This is a genomic window from [Flexibacter] sp. ATCC 35208, from assembly GCF_001975825.1.
In the GTDB taxonomy this organism is placed as follows: Bacteria; Bacteroidota; Bacteroidia; order Chitinophagales; family Chitinophagaceae; genus Chitinophaga.
Window position 1 is genome coordinate 17282 of the sequence record NZ_MTKN01000053.1, and the last position, 19736, is coordinate 37017.

At 43.5% G+C, this 19736-nt stretch carries 18 protein-coding genes and 1 pseudogene; 9 read left to right on the forward strand and 10 right to left on the reverse strand.

Translation table 11 applies throughout. From position 1 onward, the window contains the following. The first annotated feature begins 86 nt into the window (after positions 1 to 86). The 3 genes from BW716_RS26320 (at position 87) to BW716_RS26330 (ending at position 2999) form a co-directional block, all read left to right on the forward strand. Positions 87 to 746 (forward strand): alpha/beta family hydrolase, encoded by a 660-nt coding sequence (locus BW716_RS26320; RefSeq protein ID WP_083727727.1) that lies wholly within the window; start codon positions 87 to 89, stop codon positions 744 to 746. Between the two features lie 221 nt (positions 747 to 967). Further along, positions 968 to 1684 (forward strand): HAD family hydrolase, encoded by a 717-nt coding sequence (locus tag BW716_RS26325; protein WP_083727729.1) that lies wholly within the window; start codon positions 968 to 970, stop codon positions 1682 to 1684. Beyond that, complete coding sequence (locus BW716_RS26330) at positions 1668 to 2999, forward strand: MFS transporter (protein ID WP_179091277.1); 1332 nt, start codon at positions 1668 to 1670, stop codon at positions 2997 to 2999. The genes BW716_RS26325 and BW716_RS26330 overlap by 17 nt, the downstream gene beginning before the upstream one ends. Before the next feature lie 103 nt (positions 3000 to 3102). Here BW716_RS26330 and BW716_RS26335 read toward each other — a convergent pair whose 3' ends face one another. The 3 genes and pseudogenes from BW716_RS26335 to BW716_RS26345 all read right to left on the reverse strand — a co-directional run bounded on the left by BW716_RS26335 (position 3103) and on the right by BW716_RS26345 (position 6943). Continuing rightward, positions 3103 to 5022, reverse strand: coding sequence for a TonB-dependent siderophore receptor (locus BW716_RS26335; RefSeq protein WP_083727733.1), 1920 nt, complete (start codon positions 5020 to 5022; stop codon positions 3103 to 3105). A 329-nt stretch (positions 5023 to 5351) separates the two neighbouring features. Continuing rightward, a pseudogene (locus BW716_RS26340) lies at positions 5352 to 5747 on the reverse strand (N-acetyltransferase family protein); the annotation flags it as partial. Between the two features lie 260 nt (positions 5748 to 6007). Continuing rightward, positions 6008 to 6943 (reverse strand): quinone oxidoreductase, encoded by a 936-nt coding sequence (locus tag BW716_RS26345; protein WP_083727737.1) that lies wholly within the window; start codon positions 6941 to 6943, stop codon positions 6008 to 6010. Between the two features lie 103 nt (positions 6944 to 7046). Here BW716_RS26345 and BW716_RS26350 point away from each other — a divergent pair, with 103 nt between their 5' ends. Next, positions 7047 to 7421, forward strand: a complete 375-nt coding sequence (locus BW716_RS26350) for a helix-turn-helix domain-containing protein (protein WP_083727739.1) — start codon at positions 7047 to 7049, stop codon at positions 7419 to 7421. Here BW716_RS26350 and BW716_RS26355 read toward each other — a convergent pair. Beyond that, positions 7408 to 7635, reverse strand: coding sequence for a hypothetical protein (locus tag BW716_RS26355; RefSeq protein ID WP_083727741.1), 228 nt, complete (start codon positions 7633 to 7635; stop codon positions 7408 to 7410). The two genes, BW716_RS26350 and BW716_RS26355, sit on opposite strands and share 14 nt — an antisense overlap. Before the next feature lie 59 nt (positions 7636 to 7694). On the opposite strand from BW716_RS26355, the gene BW716_RS26360 reads away from it, so the two are divergent. After that, positions 7695 to 10019 carry a DUF1963 domain-containing protein gene (locus BW716_RS26360; protein ID WP_235643952.1) on the forward strand — a complete coding sequence of 775 codons (2325 nt, stop codon included), beginning with the start codon at positions 7695 to 7697 and terminating at the stop codon, positions 10017 to 10019. A gap of 15 nt (positions 10020 to 10034) precedes the next feature. On the opposite strand, the gene BW716_RS26365 is transcribed toward BW716_RS26360, so the two are convergent. Further along, positions 10035 to 10259 (reverse strand): hypothetical protein, encoded by a 225-nt coding sequence (locus tag BW716_RS26365; RefSeq protein WP_083727745.1) that lies wholly within the window; start codon positions 10257 to 10259, stop codon positions 10035 to 10037. Between the two features lie 153 nt (positions 10260 to 10412). Between BW716_RS26365 and BW716_RS26370 the strand changes: the two genes are divergently transcribed. Then, entirely contained in the window at positions 10413 to 12812 is a 2400-nt protein-coding gene (locus tag BW716_RS26370) for an ABC transporter permease (protein WP_083727747.1), read from the forward strand. 235 nt (positions 12813 to 13047) lie between these two features. Here the strand turns inward: BW716_RS26370 and BW716_RS26375 are convergent, their stop codons facing one another. From BW716_RS26375 to BW716_RS26395, 5 genes are all read right to left on the reverse strand, one after another. Next, the gene (locus BW716_RS26375) at positions 13048 to 13344 is read right to left on the reverse strand and encodes a putative quinol monooxygenase (protein ID WP_083727749.1); all 297 of its coding nucleotides are present in this window, start codon (positions 13342 to 13344) and stop codon (positions 13048 to 13050) included. 11 nt (positions 13345 to 13355) lie between these two features. Then, entirely contained in the window at positions 13356 to 14027 is a 672-nt protein-coding gene (locus BW716_RS26380; RefSeq protein ID WP_083727751.1) for a type 1 glutamine amidotransferase domain-containing protein, read from the reverse strand. A 150-nt stretch (positions 14028 to 14177) separates the two neighbouring features. Beyond that, positions 14178 to 14744, reverse strand: a complete 567-nt coding sequence (locus BW716_RS26385) for a Crp/Fnr family transcriptional regulator (RefSeq protein ID WP_083727753.1) — start codon at positions 14742 to 14744, stop codon at positions 14178 to 14180. Between the two features lie 122 nt (positions 14745 to 14866). Then, complete coding sequence (locus BW716_RS26390; protein WP_083727755.1) at positions 14867 to 15223, reverse strand: hypothetical protein; 357 nt, start codon at positions 15221 to 15223, stop codon at positions 14867 to 14869. Further along, positions 15186 to 15635, reverse strand: coding sequence for a hypothetical protein (locus BW716_RS26395; protein WP_083727757.1), 450 nt, complete (start codon positions 15633 to 15635; stop codon positions 15186 to 15188). Before BW716_RS26395 ends, BW716_RS26390 begins: the two co-directional genes overlap by 38 nt. Before the next feature lie 110 nt (positions 15636 to 15745). Here BW716_RS26395 and BW716_RS26400 point away from each other — a divergent pair, with 110 nt between their 5' ends. From BW716_RS26400 to BW716_RS26410, 3 genes are all read left to right on the forward strand, one after another. Continuing rightward, complete coding sequence (locus tag BW716_RS26400; protein WP_083727759.1) at positions 15746 to 16465, forward strand: DUF6794 domain-containing protein; 720 nt, start codon at positions 15746 to 15748, stop codon at positions 16463 to 16465. A gap of 61 nt (positions 16466 to 16526) precedes the next feature. After that, a complete protein-coding gene (locus BW716_RS26405; RefSeq protein ID WP_083727761.1) occupies positions 16527 to 17237 on the forward strand; it encodes a hypothetical protein in 711 nt (236 codons plus the stop codon). 88 nt (positions 17238 to 17325) lie between these two features. Then, positions 17326 to 19716, forward strand: coding sequence for a TonB-dependent receptor (locus BW716_RS26410; RefSeq protein WP_083727763.1), 2391 nt, complete (start codon positions 17326 to 17328; stop codon positions 19714 to 19716). Positions 19717 to 19736: the final 20 nt, after the last annotated feature.

The following is a 19736-nucleotide window of genomic DNA, read 5'->3' on the forward strand; positions in this document are numbered from 1 at the left end:
TATTCATGCTTTCATTACTCGCCTGACTTAAGTATACCAGAAAAGTTAAGAAAATCCATAAAGCGGGATATCATTATCTTTGTTCTATGCTGGAAATAAAATCATTATCACTAACTATATCTGCGGCGCCCGGAGCCGTTTCTGCTATCTGCACCCTGCCGGAAAAGCCTATATGTATCCTGACACTCGCACATGGCGCAGGTGCAGACATGCACCATTCTTTTATGGAAGCACTGGCCACTTCACTGGCAGATGCGGGCATTGCCACCCTCCGATTCAATTTCCCTTTTACAGAACAAAAAAAGAAACGCCCTGACTCCCCTGCCGTCGCTCAGCAAGCGATAACCGCCGCTATCGATAAAGCGAAAGAATTGTACCCTGCCCTCCCTCTATTTGTAGCAGGCAAATCATTTGGCGGCCGTATGTCATCCCAATATCTTTCTGTGAACCACAGAAAGGATGTAACCGGCCTGATCTTCTACGGGTTCCCCCTGCATGCCGCAGGCAAACCATCTATAGACAGGGCGGAACATTTAAAAGAAGTAAAAGTACCGATGCTGTTCCTGCAGGGCACAAAAGATACCCTGGCTACCTGGGATCTGATTGAAACAGTATGCAAGTCTTTAAAGAAAGCTATCCTTGTAAAACTGGAAGGCGCGGATCATTCTTTTAAAGCCGGTAAGGGTAAGGATATGATACCCTTGCTCACGACTGCTACAAAAGATTGGGTGAAAAAGAAAATATAATGGTCCCTCCTCTCTTCAAAATAAAGATCTCCCGGGCATTTTTGTCCTGAACCATCAACCGCTACCCTGCGTTAAAGCATTTTATATTCTGCTCAGCCAAACTTTCCGCAAATGACAAGAAATATGTATTTGTTCTAAGCATTTTCTTTAGTTGGGACAAATGTCCCGGTTTTGCACAAAATAGATAATAGTTTTGCCATCCGATTATAATTAAAGAAATTATGCATAACAATATTAAAGTCATCGCATTTGATGCAGACGACACTTTGTGGGTAAATGAAACCTACTTCCGGGAAGCGGAAGATCAGTTTACCATTATGCTGGAAGACTTCCTGCCAAGGCATGTAAGCATTAAAGAGCTTTTTAAGACCGAAATGGACAATATGTCCCTTTATGGATATGGAGTAAAGGCTTTTGTCCTTTCGATGCTGGAAACGGTCCTAAGGATCACAGAAAACAATATTCCCGCTGCCTACCTTGGTAAGGTCATTCAGATAGGCCGGGATATGCTCAGTAAGCCGGTGATTATGCTGGAAGGAGTTGAAACGGTATTGCAGGCCCTACAGCCACATTACCGGCTGGTAGTAGCCACCAAAGGGGATCTGCTGGACCAGGAGCGGAAACTGCGCCTCTCCGGTATCGAACATTACTTTCATCATATTGAAATTATGAGTGATAAACAGGAGAATGATTATGCAAAGCTCATCAAACGACTGGATATACAGCCAGCGGAATTTATGATGCTGGGCAATTCCCTGAAGTCAGACGTACTGCCGGTACTTGCACTGGGTGGTTTTGGCGGCCATATTCCTTTTCATACCACGTGGGAACATGAACGCATCGACTTTACAATTAATCATCCGAACTTCTATGAGTTCACCACCATCACTGATACACTCGCCAAACTACTGCCGGAACAAAATGCGGTTACTAAATAAAAACCTTGTCTTAGCAATTGCCTCTATGGGCATTTTTGTAGAAGCCCTCGACATTGCCATCGTAAATCTGGCATTGCCAAAAATTGAAGCTGACCTCGGATTAAGTAATGATTCCGGTTATAAAATACAAAGTATCTATATCCTGATCTATGGGAGCTTTTTAATCCTGGGTGGTAAATTATCTGACTACCTTGGTAGAAAGACCATCTTTATGGCGGGATGTGGTATCTTCATGATCACCTCATTGGGTGCTGGATTGTCACATTCGCTCAATACCCTGATCCTTTTCAGGGCATTGCAGGGATTGGGAGCTGCGTTATTAATGCCATCTGCATTTTCTATTGTCAATTACTATTTTAAAGAGCCGCATGAACGCGGGAAGGCAATGGGCATCTTTGGGTCTTTTGCGGCCACAGGGGCTGCGGGTGGTGTGTCTGTAGGTGGGATTATTGCCAATTACTTGGGATGGTCGTGGGTGTTTTTGATGAATGTGCCTATACTGTTGGTGATCCTTGTAATTGCGTATCTCTATCTGGAAAAGGATACAAAGAGTGATAGCAGGTTGCCGGATATTCCGGCTGCGATTGCGCTGGTGTTGGGCATGATTTGTTTGTCGAAAATTACTGAAGGTAGCTATTTGTTGATTTCTGTGATTGTTTTAATAGTAGCTGCTTATTATTTATATAGCAGGCTTAAAACCCAGCCAGCACCATTATTAGATCTGAAGGTGTTGATACTTTCTTCTTTACGGAAAGGTACTTTATTGTTTTTTTTACTAGGCGCGTTGTTTACAGGATATTTATTGCTGATGAGTTTTCTCTTGCAACAAAACTTTCATTTTACCCCTGCGGAGGCCGGTTTTCTCATGATGCCATTCAATATCATCTCAATATTGTTAGGAAGGTTTGGATTACCTGCTTTATCATTGAAATTTTCTCCTAAACAGATAGCCATGGGTGGTGCAGTGGCAATGCTGATGGGCGCTGTTTCGCTTGTCATTGCAGTACAGATCCATCTTTTAGTTTTCTTGCTGGCAGGTGGTGCCTTTATCGCGGGGATAGGCATGACGCTTTGTTATACCGGGTATACAGTGATAGCCATGGAGCATGTACCTACTGAACATTTAGGGATTGCCGCCAGCCTGATTAATACTGCCTATTTTGTGGGAGGTGGGGTTGGCTTACCGCTTATTTCCATCTTCATGCCGCATGATTCAGGGGAGTTGAATAGCCGTCCATTATGGTTGTTATGCATTGTCGCACTTTTATCAATAGCAAGGTTATTATACAGAAAAAAGAGCGTGTATCAAAAGTAAGATACACGCTCTTTTCATTCGGATACCTGATGGAGCCAGGTTTCCATTTATGCTGTTCTAAGGAGGTTCATTTATTTTTGATACATCCTGTTTTTATTAAAAGTTATAAAGTTACTCTAAACCCACCCATCAACCATCGTCCTGGCATCTGGGCACCTGTAAGGTCCGCATATGTTTTATTAAACACGTTGTCCGCTTCTACATTCAGGCTGAGTTTATTTTTGATCACGAATACATCTGCTTTAATACTCGCTACAAAGTATTCCTTTGTGACCATACCAGCTATACCACTTGCTGCCTGGGGATCTCTTACTTTGTACAAACCATTTACACTTATACCAAACAACTGGTTACGGTATGACAACATACCATTCAGCAGGAAGCGTGCGTGTGAAGAGATATAAAAAGACTGCTGACCTTCCTGGATATCAGAATACAACCAGGTAGCACCTGCTGTAGCACTTACGGTATGCTTTTCCTGATAGGTCCTGGTAAACTGGATATCAGTTTCCACCCCACTGGTCACCATCTTTGAAATATTGGTCGCCAGTGAATATACACCTGTAGGTGACAGGTTATGTTTGTAAGGCATATTATCGTAAGCAGTGGTGGTCCAGTCGATCAGGTCATTGTACCTACGCTGGAATAAGGTAGAAGATACACGGAAATATTTACCAAAATAATCCGCACCTGCTTCATAGCTGAAGGAGCTTTCTGCTTTCAGATCAGGGTTACCGATCTTTCCACTTGTAACCAGTGCTTTGTTATTGTTGTTGTATCGTTCGGTGAAGTCAGCGTTACGGATAGTTTTACCTGCGCTACCACGAATCTGGAACTGACCTGTTCTATAGCTGGCATTCAGCTGAGGCACCAGCTCATAACCACTCCGCTCATCCCAGTCCAGGCGTAATGCAGGGCTCAGGGTGAGTACATCAAGTACTGTCGCTGTCATGGAAGCAAAACCTGCTGCCTGGTTCACGGTGTGATTCCCTCTGTCGTTGGAGACAATGCTCTTTTGCTGGAACTGACCACCTGCTACAAAACTGATATCGTCATTGAACTTATGCTCGTAAGTGGCGAGGGACTGCAATAACTTACTGCGGTTGTCATTGGCAATAGAAACAGAATTATATACGTAGTGATCGCTCATATTCTTATAGCCTGCCATCAGACTAAAAGAATTATTCTTCTTGCGGTAAGACAAGTTCAGTTGCTGCCACCAGGTAGAAAGTTTTTCGCTGGCGGTATCGGAAACGTAAGTAGTGTAGAAGTTCTGCGCGGCGAACTTTCTATCGTCATAACTCAGGCGGTAAGAGAGTTTCCAGTTATCGCTCAGTTTATAACTGGCGGATCCGGAAATAGTGTGCAGGTGAAAATATCCATCAATACCACGCTGCGGCTGACCATCTGCATTATTGGTTTGTCCACCGATATCAACGGCCAGTTTATCTGTACTATAGTAAGCATTTGCGTTTCCGTTAAACAGTCCGTATGCGCCACCTGTAGCACCTGCGGTGATCTTTCTGGAGGGTTTGCTGTTCTGATTGTGTGCAAAGGTTTTAGTGATAATGTGGATCACGCCACCTACAGCATCGGAACCATAGATCGCTGAGGAAGCGCCTTTCAGTACTTCGATATGATCGATTTCGGCAGGATTGACAGGAATGTAACTGCTGAAGTGTCCGGTATTCGGATCGTTCACACGAACACCATCGAGGATCACGAGTACCTGCTGGAAGGTACCGCCACGGATCACGATATCGCTGGCAGCGCCCATCGGACCTTTGGCCTGTACTTCTACACCTGGCAGGTAGCGGAGTACTTCATCTATTGAATGGACAGGCATTCTGGCGATGTCCTCTCCTTTTATTACGTATAAGTTACGACCTGTTTTAGAACTCACTACCGGATTCACTGTGGCGGTGACTGTAACCGCGTCTAATTCATTTATTTTGTCCTGCGCCGGCAGCGTCAAAGCATATAGCATGCTGGCGGCCATAGGTAATGCTAATTTTGGAAACATTAGGTATGGTTTACTGATTGGGCGGCAAAGGTACAGTAAAAATAATTAGTTCATCATTCGGTAGTCTATCATTTTGGATTTAGTCATGCCGGCCGCAGGCCCCTGCCGAATCTCCCGCGCAGTTGCCGTAGACAATTGCGCGGGAAATTCGGGTGTTTATTTTTAAGAAAATTGAAATTGAGTCATCATACACCACGTTAAATACCTACCTGACGGAATATTTGCTGTAGCATATCCAGTTTTTGATCATACATATCACCAAGAGACATTTTTTTCCAGTCGCTTAATGTAGTGTTTTTACATTCGATGCAAAGCGCTATAGATTATCACTAAGAAATGATCTTTTGTAATAAAACCAGGTTTAACCATTGGCCATTTTTGCGACCCACTTCTTTTATTTTTCCAATGTTTTCAAAACCCATTTTCTCATGGAAGATGATACTGCCTTCATTGGAAGAATCTATCACAGCAATAAACGTGTGAAAGCCCCGCTCCTTGCCGTCTGACAAGAGCCGTTCCAGCAATTGCCGGCCCATACCTTTCCCATGAAAATCTTTCTTAAAATAAAGACCATGCTCCGCAGAATGAGCATAAGCATTCCGCTCCCGAAACTGGCTATAAGTACCGTATCCTACTACCTGCCCATCTACTTCTACTACAAATATGGGCAATCCCAATTCCGCCTTTTTATGAAACCAGCTCTCCATAAACTCCATGTTTTTGGGCTCGAAGTCATAATTGTAAGTCCCCTGCTATCGGCAGTATGTTTGATCCTGCTTTTTTAATACAGACCTTTCAGGGAACAGATAGGGTTTGAACACTCCCTGTCATTTAGTAAGTTTTTTAAGTCCAGGACACAGCTGACACCTTTGCAGTTCAGGGAAGCATTTATCTAATTAAAGAGAGATTGAAGTTAAAGTTACATTTCATCTCAAAGCCATTTTGGGAGAAAGAAACATGGCTTTGAGATGAAATAACTTATTTTTTATGGTTGCAAAATAATACTACCTGTCGTTTTTCTGGATTCCAGATCTGCATGGGCTTTTGCCGCATCAGCTAAAGAATAAATAGTCGGATTTTCAATGCTCAACACTCCCTTTCGGATCAGGTCAAAGATCTCTTCCATCGCTTTCCCACTTTTATCCTGATAGGCAGGATAGTGATTCAGGACAGCCGTTACAAAATGGATATTTCTATCTTCCATCCATTGCGTATCTATATCTGGCATACCGGATGGCCAACCGTATAATACCGCAGTGCCACCGGGTTTTATCAACTCCAATGATTGCTGGAAAGTAGTTTTGCCAATACCATCATATACCACATCCACTACTTCTGTTAACTGCTCATTTTGCAAATTAATTACTTTTTGAAAGCCACGCTTCAAAGCAAGTTCTTTCTTTGCCGCATTTCCTACTGTACCAATTACAGTGGCACCTATTGACCGCGCCCATGCACTCAATAATGAGCCTACTCCTCCCATCATAGCATGTACCAATACAACCTCCCCGGCTTTTACTTCATGACTTGCTTTTAGCAACATATGTGCAGTCAATCCTTTCACCATTACGGAAGCAGCCTGTTCAAAAGTAATATCATCAGGCAGTTTATACAGCTCATTTTCATTTAGTACCTTGTGTTCCGCATAAGCACCAGCTGTGCCATAATAAGCCACCCGATCTCCGGGTGCGAATTGCTTCACGGCATCGCCAACCTGCTCAATAATACCGGCAGCTTCCAGTCCAATGGGCGCAGGAAAGGCATCGACAGGAAAGGTACCATTTCTGAAAAACACATCTACATAATTCACCCCGATGGCTTTTTGGCGGATCAATACTTCCTGTGGGCCGGGAGGCCTCAATTCAACAGTCTGATATTTTAATTTATCTGTTTCTTCAATCAATACAACATTTGTAATCATACATTCCTATTTGCCAACAAAGCTACCGGGCCTTGCGCCAAAAATAAAGTCACTTCCTGTAAGGGAAGTACTTCCCTTACAGGAAGTCAACTATATTTGCACTATGGGAAACACAGCAGCCAACGGCCACATATCAGACGAATGCAAACGGCATTTTAAAGCCATTCAGGATACACAGGATATTCTGAGCGGTAAATGGAAAATGCTGATCATGGGGATACTTGGATCAGGCAAACGCCGCTACCTGGAATTGCAACGCCTGGTAGATGGGATAGGCCCGAAAATGCTTTCCAAAGAATTGCAGGAACTGGAAATAAACGGGCTCGTCAGCCGTACGGAGATGGCGACAAAACCCCTTACTGTAGAATATGCACTGACCGAATATGGCAGATCTTTAAAACCCATATTGGATGATATGGCAGAATGGGGTAAAAATCACAGGGATAGGGTGATCAAGGACATAACTAGCCTAAAATAACCGGCAATTTTTCTACAGCATATTCCACAGCTTCCACAGGCGAAGTAAATCGTTTGGGAGCACCATCTTCTCCATTGAATATTTTACCTGGTTCATGCTCTTTTGTAGTATAAGAGACGATGAAGTACTCTGTAGGGATCACATTGAGATCCCCCTCCAGTGGTTCTATATCTAACCACACATCTTTCCCGTCAACTGTTATTTTCTCTACCATAATAATCGTTTAATATACCACCCGTATAATTGTGCCAGATAATTTTGTATACTTGAGGTATGATGAACCCGACCTCAACAGAAACATTCAGCGTTAGCTTACCTCCAACTTACGAGTACATACGCACAGCCTGGGAAAGTATTACTGCCGAACACAGAAAAGATGGCGACTATCTTTCCTTTATCACCCTTGGTTTATCCGAACTCAGTTTTTATAATAAATATAATGGAGACGACCACCTCTCCCGCTTCCGTGCCAGCTGTCTTGAACAACGCGGTGTCGTTGAAGTGATGACAGATAAAACCCTACCCGTAGCAGGACTGACAGCCAATATAAGAACTGCCCATGCTGAAGATGGGTATTTCTATTATTTTGGACTGGTACAGATCAATGATGTATATGGGTATACTATTATTGGCGATTGTGATACGGTTTCAAAAGACTTTTACGAACCACTCTTTGATGAAACATTCCAAAGTCTGCAATATTTTGGAAACCCTGTGGAAGCTATGGCAAAACAACAGGCAGGGATTGATGAAATGATGAATAAATATAAGCCAGCGGAACCTGAGGCTCCCGTGGTAAAGATATATGAACCATTCGTGGTGCCAGATCATGAATACTGGAAAATTGGCGAACATCAATTTTCATTAACCGGAGAAAGCCAGTGTTCTATTTCTGATGGCGACGGCGCCCTGTATATCAAAATCGAAGCACAGGCGCCTCAGCATATAGCAGGTCTTACCGATGACTATAGTAATGAAAAGGTTTACCTGCAATTCTATTTCAAAGGTATTTATAATGCAGGTGTACCTACCGGTAAGTTCCTTTTTGAAGAGGAAAGAGAAGCCTCCTACCTCGCATACCTCTGGAAAGGCGGTTTTGATTTTATACAGAAACTTTCGGGAGAAGTGACCTTACAGGATGGCTGGCTGGGTATCCAGGCGTATTTCAATGAACACCCCCTGAAACTGGCTGTAAAGATCACGCCTGATCTGAACTGGACAAACTACCGTTTTCTCAGTGCCCAGGAAGTGAGCACCGCCCCTCCGGAAATCGTTCATCAGCTTTGGCTGACCGACCCTTACACCAGTATCCTGCAGGAAACAATTTACCCATTAACACAGTTACAAAGCTTATCTATTGATTTCAGAAATAAGAACGACTTTAAAGAAATTCCAACAGCTGTAAAACGGCTGAAAGCATTGAAAAACCTTTCTCTGACAGGTGTTACAGCATTGGAATCCTTACCGCTATGGCTGGGAGATCTGAAAGCATTGGATACCATCCGTGTATCGAATAGCCAGATAGCAGGTATTCATCCTTACATATTCCAGCTGCCGGAGTTAACGAAATTGTATCTCAGTCATAACCAGCTAGAATCGATTCACCCTACCCTGCCAGAGAAACTGGAAACACTGGTGGTATCATATAACCAGCTGACATCTGTGCCAGCTTCAGTGACCAGGTTAACATACCTGAATATTGAACACAATCCTTTGGAGAAATTACCTGCCGGATTAGAAAATATTCCTACACTGAACCTTGAACTGGAAAAGAAAATAAAGCTGCTGGATTACACTTACAAAGGTGCAGGGCCATATGACGATAGCCGTTTCTTTGCAAAGAATGACCCGGCGTTGTTACAGCTATTAGAAACAAAAATCAACCTGACAGGATTAGACGAATTCAAAGAAGGATTGATTGGTCGTAGCCGTAAAGCAGTGGCACTCGATACTACTGAAGAAGACACCTACGATCAAAAAGGGAATCACCGTTTTGGTGGATTACCTGATCTACCTCCGGGTGTGGATCTGTTAGCAGCAGGCATGCAGTTCATCGCACAGATTAATTGCGCGGACATTGCAGCACTACAGGATTATTTGCCACGTACAGGGGTGCTTTTCTTTTTTATCAAAGATCAGGAGGAACTGGATCCGCAAGTGGTGTATTATGATGGAGATCTTGATGAATTGCAATCGGCAAAGGAGCTGGATATGGAATCTGAATTTACGCCTTTTCGCGCTATAGCCAGTAGTTATGCCAGCATTCCAAGCCTGTACAATGCCAGTACCCTCTATCCGGAGTTGGCAGAGTTGTCCGAAATGTACGACGAAACAGAGGAGCTGGAAGCGGCACTCAGGGAGAAGCCTGCGCATAGTATGAACTCCTATGTGTTCAAACAGCATGATACACCTGAAATGGAGGCCGTAGATGCCAAGAGAGGGAAACCGGAAGACTGGATGGTACTACTACGTGTCAGTTCAGACAGAAAGACAGGATTTTGCTTTGGGGATGCAGGGGAAATTTATTTTGTCATCCACAAAAGTGATTTGGAGAAGAAGGACTTTTCTAATGTATATTGTGGGTTAGAAAGTAGCTGATCTCCGCCCAAAGGATCAAAGCCATTTAAATACCTGCTTCCTGTATTCCTCAAAATCCTGTTGGTTAGAAATAGTCTGAAACTTTTCCTGCTGACCATTCCTGTTCTGTCTTACAAGGATCACATCCTGCCCACCGACAATGGTGCGCTTTGCCCGGTCAAAGATCAGCTCCAACTCCGTGATATCCTTTGTTAACTGCAGGTCTTCGATGCGGTTGACAATTATTACATAATCTTCCATATTGCAAATGTATAAATTTTATTGCCCGCTCCCGCACATCAGCTTTCCCTATCCGGACAGTTTTTTCGAAGTTCGGCATCCTTAATTTACTAGCTATCACCCATTTGCACTTTGGCATACGCATTGACGTACCCATACAATTCAAAACTACGTATGCTCAGGAACTATTTCAAAATCGCTATCCGCAATCTGGCGCATAATAAAATTTATTCGCTCATCAATATTGTGGGTTTAACCATTGGTCTCACCTGTGCCATGTTGATATTACTGTATGTAAAGGATGAAGTCAGCTTTGACCGCTTTCATCAGAACCGTTCGCACATCTACAGGCTTGTTTACAAGTTTAGCAGTAAGGGCGCAGAACAGCATAACAGTTTTACCAGCGTATTGCAAGGTCCAAAATTCGCTGAGCATATTCCCGGCATCAAATCGTTTACCCGCGTACAAGGTGGTGGTATGGACTTTAAGACCGCCACTTCGCTGGAAGGTAAGGTGGTACTTTTTGTGGATCCAAATTTCTTCTCCACCTTCACCTTTAAGGTGATAGACGGCGATGCCAGTACCTGTTTACTATCCCCACATTCCATCGTACTCACAAAGGATGAAGCAAAGAAACAATTTGGTACTACCGACGCTGTCGGCAAAGTTATGATGGTCAGTGAAAAAAATACCTTTGTACCTTACCAGGTGACTGCTGTCACCGAAAACTGCCCGCAGAACTCCTCCATCCAATACAAGATACTCGTCCCCACCAAAGATGACGCCGCCGCTGTAAAGGATAATGACAACTGGTTTTCCTACTACCTCAATACCTTTATCGTACTGGACGAACATGCGGATCCGCAGGCTGTTACCGCACAGATGAAGCGGTTCTATGAAAAAGATGCTGCTGCCAGCTTTGCGAATATGACCGCTAAATTTGGCGACTTCAGGGATGGTAATTTAGGTACGTACCTCCTGCAACCCATGCCCGACATTCACATGAGTAAGGATTTTGGCGCCAGCAATGGACTTGAGAATGCCAGCGATCCTATTTATGCCTATATACTTTCTGGTCTTGCCGGCTTCGTGCTGCTCATTGCCAGTATCAACTTCGTGAACCTTACAGTAGCACGCTCAGTAAGAAGGGCAAAAGAGATCGGGATCCGTAAAGCCATTGGTAGTGATCGTCGTCAACTCATCATACAGTTCCTCGGTGAATCATTTATTTTATGTGGCGTAGCCTTTTTACTTGCCATTGTCGTGGCACAATTGACCTTGCCTGTCTTCAATGAATTGTCTAATAAGAAGCTGGCCATGTCTTATCTGCTCGATGCACCCTTGATACTGGGGTACATTGGTTTATTTCTGCTTACGGGCTTGCTGGCTGGCTTTTACCCGGCACTGGTATTATCAGGATATAGTCCCATTGACACATTGTATAGCAGGTTTACCCTGAAGGGGAAAGGTTGGCTGCAAAAATCACTGGTGGTATTGCAGTTTACACTGGCATCCTTCCTGATCATCGCCACCTTTACCATGTATTCCCAGTTTAATTACCTCACAAAGGCGGACCTGGGTTATGACGACAATGATATTGTGTTGGTCAATAAACAAAACATGACGCACGAAGAAGCGGCTACATTCAAAATGGAGTTGCTGAAGTCACCGGATATTATATCCGTTGCTCCTAAGAACAGCGGTGCCTGGGGCACCAATGTAAAACTGGCGGATGAGTCTACAGTTAACTTTCAATGGGAGACGATAGACGAATCTTATCTTTCAACTTTAAAAATTCCATTGGTAATGGGTAGGAATTTTTCTACCCGCTTTCCGGGCGACTCCGCACATTCCGTTATCATCAATGAAACATTTGTAAAAAATGCGGGGTGGACAAATCCAATCGGCCAATCCGTTATTTTTACTTTCAAAGATAACAAGACCTACCAGGTGATTGGGGTAGTAAAAGATTATCACTATGGAGGGCTCACCAGTACGATCGGGGCACAGCTGTTCACTATGGACAATGCAAATCCATATGGTACATTCAATATAAAGATCAAGCCCAATACCAGAAAACGCAGTCTGGCATATATTGAACAAAAGTACAACGCCTTCTACCCTTTCAGTCCCTATAATTATTGGTTTATGAAGGACGCAAACCTACTCAGCTACGAGTATGAAGCAAGGTGGAAATCGATCATCCTGTTTGGTGCCATCCTTACCATCTTCGTTTCCTGTATCGGGTTGTTTGGCTTGTCTGTACTTGCAGCTGAAAAGCGGACCAAGGAAATCGGTATCCGGAAGGTACTGGGAGCTTCTGTACAAAGTATAGCCACGGTATTGTCAGTAGAATTTGTAAAACTGGTGATGATTGCATTGATCATTGCGATGCCCATTGCATGGATGGCGGTGAGCAAATGGTTGGAAAACTACCCATACCGGATTACGTTAGGGTGGAGTATTTTTGCAGGAGCTGGCGGACTCGTGTTGATGATAGCAGTATGTACAGTGAGTTTCCACGCTATAAAAGCGGCATTTGCAAATCCGGTGACAAGTTTGAGGAGGGAGTAGGATTTTTTTATTTGTCAGGACCTTTATCCCAATAGAAACCACCTGCTCCGCTTTCAGCAAACCATGTCCCAGGTAAAAATCGACCGCATTGCCATATTACAAGGAGTCATCGCTACAGCGTTATTTGGTTCCGATGCCAATTATGGCGAATAATCTGTATCGTCACCAATAAAAGATCAAAGCACCTCCTCAAAAAAATAAAACAGAGCCGGAGATAACATCCCCGGCTCAGTACTTAAATCTGTGCTGCTACCACCACTTCCCTATTCTGCAGCAATGGCACAATCTTTCCGATCACCAGTTCCTGAAAGTACACTGAATTCCGATGTACTTCTACCGCTGCTTCACTGATATATCCTTCATACAACAACAAGGTATTCGCATCCTGCTTACTTTGATGAAGGTTATAAAACAAATTTCCTTCTTCTTCCCTACTCTTCGCCGCCACTTCCTGTAATAATTCCAGCACTGCATCCAACTGTCCTTCCTTCACCTGCCATTTGGCAAACACATAAACTGATTCTGTATTCATCTTTTTCTCTTTTATTTTTCTAAAATAGCCACCATTTTCTCGCCTACTCCTTTTGCAGAAGCAGGGTTCTGACCTGTTACCAGTCTGCCATCGGCAATACTATTCGCAGACCATGGCGCAGCTGCATGAAATATCGCACCCTGACTGGTCAGTGCCGTTTGCAGGTCAAAAGGTACATCCTTCCTTGCATAATTGTCTTCCTCTTCTGTAGTGAAAGAAGTGATTTGTTTGCCATTCACAAGGTAAGACCCGTCACTCAACTTCACATTTAACAAAGATACAGGTCCATGACACACGGCACCTACCACAGCATTCCGTTCATAAGTTTCAGCGATTACTTTTTTCAGCAAGGGAGCTTCCGGCATATCGACCATTGGTGCGAGTCCACCAGGTACAAACACGGCATCATATGCGCTCACATCAACAGTGGAGAGTTCCTTTGCCTGCTGCATATCTGCCCAGCCCTTGCCGGTCAGGAATTTCAGATTATCAGGATCATTGGCCAGGTTCAGGGCATCTAAATAGGGGGTATCACCTGTTAAGCTGGCAAAATCTACCTCGAAACCTGCTTTATCAAATTCTGCATAAGGATGTGCTACTTCAGGCAGAAAGGTACCGGTTCTTCTATTATGAGAGCCAATTACATTGGCATTGGATACGATGATTAATACTTTTGTTTTCATGATGTAAGAGTTAAGTGTTTTTGATAACTCAAAATTACATCCATGAGGCAGGGTGAGAGAAGGAGTCTGGTCACTAAAAAAGTGTGATCCAGATCACACTTTGGTATATAGCGTATCAGGGCCATCCTTTGGTATATACCCGGCTAAGAATCACCCTTTGCCATACAACCGGCTCAGGGTTTCCCGGCTTACGCCCAGGTACTCTGCTATAAACTTCTTTGGTATTCTTTCTATCAGCTCAGGATACAACCTGGAAAACTCCTCATAGCGCTGTTGTGGCGTACTGGAAAGCAACAATTTGATCCGTTGTTGCAGGGCGACATAGCCGTTAGTGAGCTTGGCCCTGAAAAAGTGTTCCATTTTATGCAGGTCGGCAGAGAGCTTTTCTCTGGATGCCAGTGTGGAATAAAGCACTTCCCCCCCTTCCATACATTCTATAAACATAGACGCGTCCTTTTGTTTAAAGAAGGCATAATAGTCGGACATCCACCAGTTTCGTTGTGCAAACTGCATGATGTATTCCTTTCCAGCATTGTCCACAAAGAAGACCTTATAGATCCCTGACAGGACCAGGTATTCATATTTCGCGTCATCTCCTTCGTGAATAAGGAACTGGTTCTTCCGTACCTTTTTCAGCGTAAAATAACCTTTTACATACTCAAATTCGTCATCGGTTAATGGTGAAGTGGCTTCAATATGCTGTCTTAGTCTATCCATAGTTGACACTAAAGGTATAAAAAACAGGTTGTATCATAAAGTACGATCAACCTGTTTTACCCGGGTATCGGTTGGATATAGCTAATCGTTTACACGATTCTCAATTTGATGTTCCCTCCCGACTATTGTTCAGAGGTTTTCAGGTCAACCAGCGTCCAGTTCGACTTATCCGCCCAATCGCCACCATTGAATTTCAAAGTTGCTACGTAATGTGTTCTGAGCTTGGCCCCGAAACTATTCTGAGCGTCCACGTAGCTCTTGACCATGTAAGTATTTTCTCCCATGTAGTCAGATGTAAAATCCAGCGTTGGGAAATCAGCGCTACCAGGGGCCTTTAATGTTTCTCTTACAAAATTTTTGGAGATCGTAAATGCTTCGGAGTTCATTTTAGAAACATCTTTCTTTTCATCGTCCGATCCAAAGGCAAGGAATGTAAAAAAGCTACAGATAATGAGTGTCAACAGGTGATTCTTGAACATTTGTTTGAGGTTTGGTGATAATGATTATTGAAAGTAAAAATCCTGTGCAATAACACAGGAGATCATTGAAATCGTAAGTGCCGCGTACGACATAGAAGTATTGTCCTATTTCAGAGCCAGCCCCTAATATAAAAGGAATGAGCAGGTAGATGGTCAGTCTTCTTTTCCATGATAGGAGTACGGCGGAGGTAAAGGAATACATCCATAATGCATCGGGCAGGGAGTATAACATCCATGCAGGCATCCCGGATGTGATGGAATCTTTATATACCGTACGGAAATGATAGATATACGCTTCAAGGTGGAGGAGTTGAAACCATTGAAACATCTTCAAACTGTCGTGTCTTCCAAGCATATATATGAGTCCGCCGATAGATACAGGAATAATGCAATTAATCATTGCAGTTTTCATACAGGGTAATAATCGATTGATAGACATAAAGATACAAGGAAATATATTGCGAGAAGTACGGGATCGATTGCAAAAATAAATATATTTTGAAATTGCTTACCTTAGACATTATGAAATATTGTTTGTGGTTATTGCTGATGGGTTCATCAGTCTATGCCCAGCCTAAAAATATGAAAGAGGCAATGGTGTATTTAGACAGAGAATGCGCTGATAGTTTGAAGACGGTTATAAAGGAGGGTATACCTGTAGACCTCCGCGATATAAAGATTGCCGACTGGCTCGACAATCGTAAATCAAAGTTAAACCGATACCTGCTCCATAAAGGTATCCACACTGAGCAAAAGGTGATTATTATAACAGCCTACAAAGACCACCTGCTGGGGAAACCACTGGATGAAGATGTATTGTACACGCCCTGGCTTAAACTAGAAGAGAAACATCATAGAGATACGGCAGCATATTTGAAAGGCACATACATCCCCAAAGATCTGAATGACGCCATTGTACAAATTGACAAAATGTGGGACGACAAAACGAAGCAGCAAAACAAAAAAATAGCTGAGAATGAATTCACTGCCCGTATGCATCACGGGTTTGGGATGTGGATGAGAAACAACTGGGGATTATGGGGTGGTTCAAGACTTTCAATATATTTTAATAATATGGGAGTTTATCATCCTGATGATATTTCCGGGATAATACTTACAAGTTATTACAGGCATTTAAATAACTCGGATTATAAGCTGGATGAACAGATAAAATTTTATCAGGACTATTGGAAAAATGAAGAGGCAAAGGCGCGTGAAAGACAACAAAAGAAACCTGAATGATAGCCTATCTTTTTGATCCAAAAACATGAAAACGCATTAATTTATCCTTATATCAGATCATATGAACTTCTTCCAAATACTCGCCCGGAACATCATCCGCAAATCCTTTCACCTATCTGTCTGGACAATAGAACAATTCTACGACATCGCTGTCTTCGAAGAAAAAACCAGGGAACTAAATAACCTGCCAGAAGGTACCCTGGGTAAAGATATCGCTGCCTGCCTTATACGTCACAACCTGCGCCTTGTACCGGGTTACGAAAGCCATGATCTAAAGCATGTCTTACTCGGCTTCCAAATGACACCTGTACACGAAATCCGTCTGCAGGCATTTATGCTGGGAAACGGTAACCGTACCATCCCCAGCCTCCTGATCTTTCTATTCGGCGCCCTGCTCCTCCCCGATCTATGGCGTACCTTTTACCATGATTTTAAAAACGGAACACAGGCTAAACCGATCAGTACCTGGACGATAGAAGACTATGCCCACTGCCAGACCAGCACCCTGCGGGAAGCTGTGTTCAGCTATGCACCTAAAACCCATCCTATGCCCGTTACCTCATGGATCACAAAGTTCGGCGCCTATATGGCAATTTTCCTGGGTACAGCAGGCATGTTATTCTGCTTGCCGTTTCTATTTTCTTCTTCCATAGAAGATATTGTAGGTGCAGGGTTTCCATTTGTAGGCGGGACTATCATCGCCAGTGCGGGACTCATTGCACTTTCTAATATCAGTAAGCCTCAGCCTGCATTTACGCTATCCGGAAAATAGTTTACGCTATCCGGAAATTCTGGCGTATCTGCTATACGCGCGGTTGATTTTAATGTTTCTTTGCCAACATTCTAGTCAACCAACAATCATGAAATTACTACTACCTATCATCTCTTTACTGTTGCTGACATCAACTGTACATGCGCAACAACAACACGGCAGTCTGAACGGCGTAGTCACTACTAAAGACGGTAATCCTGTAGCTTATGTAACCGTAAGTCTCAAAGGTACCTCTTATGGTGCTGCTACGACCGACAAAGGCCACTTCCGTATTAACCGCGTGGCGCCAGGAACCTACACCATCACCGTAAGTGCGGTCAATATACAACCACAGGAAAAACAGGTGACTGTAGAAGCTGGTCAGAATGAAACCGTAAATTTTGAATTGAACATCAATAGAACACAGCTCAAAGAAGTGATGGTCAATGCACGTACCAATAGTGTGAAGATGGACAATCCATCGCAGTCCCTACGCCTGCAGGAACCATTGATAGAAGTGGCACAAAACATCCAGGTGGTTTCCAACCAGTCTATCAAAGAACAACAGATCATCAGCATGAGCGATGGCATCATCCGTAATGTGAGTGGTGCTGTAAGATTAGAACACTGGGGCGATCTGTATACCAATATCACTATGCGTGGCTCCCAGGTAAAGGCATTCCGCAATGGGTTTAACGTAGTCAGCTCCTATTGGGGACCACTCACGGAAGATATGAGTTTTGTAGACCATATCGAATTCGTAAAAGGCCCGGCAGGGTTCATGATCAGCAGTGGCGACCCCAGTGGTTTATATAATGTGGTGACGAAGAAACCAACTGGTCAGCACAAAAATGAATTCAGTTATACCATGGGCAGTTATAACCTGAACCGTGCTTCGCTGGACCTGGATGGAAAGTTAAGCAAAGATGGGAAGATCCTCTACCGCCTGAACCTTTCAGGTCAAAACAAAAACTCTTTCAGAACAAATGAGTTCAATGATCGGTATGCTTTTGCTCCAGTCGTTTCTTTCCAGGTAGATGATAATACCAAGATAACTGCTGAGTACACCTACCAGCGTGCACATATGTCTGACGTAGGATCTTATTATGTATTCAGTCCATTTGGTTATGCCACTTATGACCGTACTTTAAGTGCCCTGCCAGCTGGCCTGAAACCTACCATCATCAACGATCACAGCTTCACCGTTAATGTGCAGCACCAGATCGATGAGAACTGGAAACTGACTGCACAAGCTGCTTATTATCTTTATAATCAGGATGGTTCATCTATGTGGGCAGATTCTGTAGAAGCGGATGGTAAATATTACAGGAACACAGGCATTTGGGAAGCAAAAAGCACCATGTCTTTAGGTCAGGTTGTCCTGAATGGTAAGGTTACTACAGGTCCTGTGGTACACAAGATCTTAACCGGTATTGACATGGGCAATAAAAAGTACGTGGCGGATTATGCGCAAACACATTCGCTGGATACCGGCGCTGCGCCTTTCGATCCTTTTGCACCAGGCCTGACCCTCGATAATCCATCCAACGGTTACCCTGTGTTTGACCACACCTTGAGCCTGGAAGCAAGGGCTGCTAATGGTTATGGCATTATCAACTCCCGGTATTCCAGCTTTTACCTGCAGGATGAATTAGGTTTCTTTAATAACAAAGTGAGATTGACATTAGCAGGTCGCTATACTTATATCAATCAGGCCGATTTCGGTACGGTAAGCGAAGCAAAACGCTTTACACCACGTATTGGATTGAGTGTATCTATTGACGACTATACTTCTATCTACGCATTATATGACCAGGCATTTACCCCACAGGCAGGTGCTGTGAGCGTAGGTAAATTAAAACCATTGACAGGTAATAATACAGAGGTTGGTATTAAGAGAGACTGGATGGAAGGGAAATGGAATACCACCGTATCTGTATACCGTATCTTAAAAGAAAATGAACTGACTGCAGATCCGAATGCCCCGGCAAATTCAGGACTGAGTATAGTATTTGGTCAAAGAAGAGCACAGGGTGTGGAGTTTGATCTTCGTGGTGAAATTCTGCCAGGTTTGGACTTGACTGCGAATTATGCCTTGACGGATTCTAAAGTGAGCAAGGTAAATCCGGGTGTTTCTGAAGCTACAGGTATTAAAGTGGGTGATGTGGTGCCTGGTTATTCAAAGCATGTGGCCAATGCATGGCTGACATATAAACTACGTACCGGCAAGCTGAGAGGCGCTGGTATTTCTGGTGGGTTTACGTATCTGGCGGGTCGTGAGACGGATACATGGAGTGTAGGGTTGCAGAGATTGCCGGATTATTTCAAACTGGATGGCGGATTATTCTGGGAAGGAAATAAATTACGCATCACGGTGAATGCTTTTAATATATTGGATAAGTACCTGTTCAGTGGTTCCTATTATTCTTATATAAATGCCTACTACTATCAGGCGGAAGCTCCGCGAAATTATCGGTTGTCAATTTCTTATAAGTTTTAAAAATGAATAAAAAGGGGATG

Bases quoted from the DNA above. Each gene is read 5' to 3' on its own strand.
- BW716_RS26335 (WP_083727733.1), bottom strand. From the start codon at position 5,022: ATGTTTCCAAAATTAGCATTACCTATGGCCGCCAGCATGCTATATGCT.
- BW716_RS26370 (WP_083727747.1), top strand. From the start codon at position 10,413: ATGCTCAGGAACTATTTCAAAATCGCTATCCGCAATCTGGCGCATAAT.
- BW716_RS26365 (WP_083727745.1), bottom strand. From the start codon at position 10,259: ATGGAAGATTATGTAATAATTGTCAACCGCATCGAAGACCTGCAGTTA.
- BW716_RS26400 (WP_083727759.1), top strand. From the start codon at position 15,746: ATGAAATATTGTTTGTGGTTATTGCTGATGGGTTCATCAGTCTATGCC.
- BW716_RS26350 (WP_083727739.1), top strand. From the start codon at position 7,047: ATGGGAAACACAGCAGCCAACGGCCACATATCAGACGAATGCAAACGG.
- BW716_RS26325 (WP_083727729.1), top strand. From the start codon at position 968: ATGCATAACAATATTAAAGTCATCGCATTTGATGCAGACGACACTTTG.
- BW716_RS26405 (WP_083727761.1), top strand. From the start codon at position 16,527: ATGAACTTCTTCCAAATACTCGCCCGGAACATCATCCGCAAATCCTTT.
- BW716_RS26330 (WP_179091277.1), top strand. From the start codon at position 1,668: ATGCGGTTACTAAATAAAAACCTTGTCTTAGCAATTGCCTCTATGGGC.
- BW716_RS26385 (WP_083727753.1), bottom strand. From the start codon at position 14,744: ATGGATAGACTAAGACAGCATATTGAAGCCACTTCACCATTAACCGAT.
- BW716_RS26320 (WP_083727727.1), top strand. From the start codon at position 87: ATGCTGGAAATAAAATCATTATCACTAACTATATCTGCGGCGCCCGGA.
- BW716_RS26380 (WP_083727751.1), bottom strand. From the start codon at position 14,027: ATGAAAACAAAAGTATTAATCATCGTATCCAATGCCAATGTAATTGGC.
- BW716_RS26410 (WP_083727763.1), top strand. From the start codon at position 17,326: ATGAAATTACTACTACCTATCATCTCTTTACTGTTGCTGACATCAACT.
- BW716_RS26395 (WP_083727757.1), bottom strand. From the start codon at position 15,635: ATGAAAACTGCAATGATTAATTGCATTATTCCTGTATCTATCGGCGGA.
- BW716_RS26375 (WP_083727749.1), bottom strand. From the start codon at position 13,344: ATGAATACAGAATCAGTTTATGTGTTTGCCAAATGGCAGGTGAAGGAA.
- BW716_RS26345 (WP_083727737.1), bottom strand. From the start codon at position 6,943: ATGATTACAAATGTTGTATTGATTGAAGAAACAGATAAATTAAAATAT.
- BW716_RS26355 (WP_083727741.1), bottom strand. From the start codon at position 7,635: ATGGTAGAGAAAATAACAGTTGACGGGAAAGATGTGTGGTTAGATATA.
- BW716_RS26360 (WP_235643952.1), top strand. From the start codon at position 7,695: ATGATGAACCCGACCTCAACAGAAACATTCAGCGTTAGCTTACCTCCA.
- BW716_RS26390 (WP_083727755.1), bottom strand. From the start codon at position 15,223: ATGTTCAAGAATCACCTGTTGACACTCATTATCTGTAGCTTTTTTACA.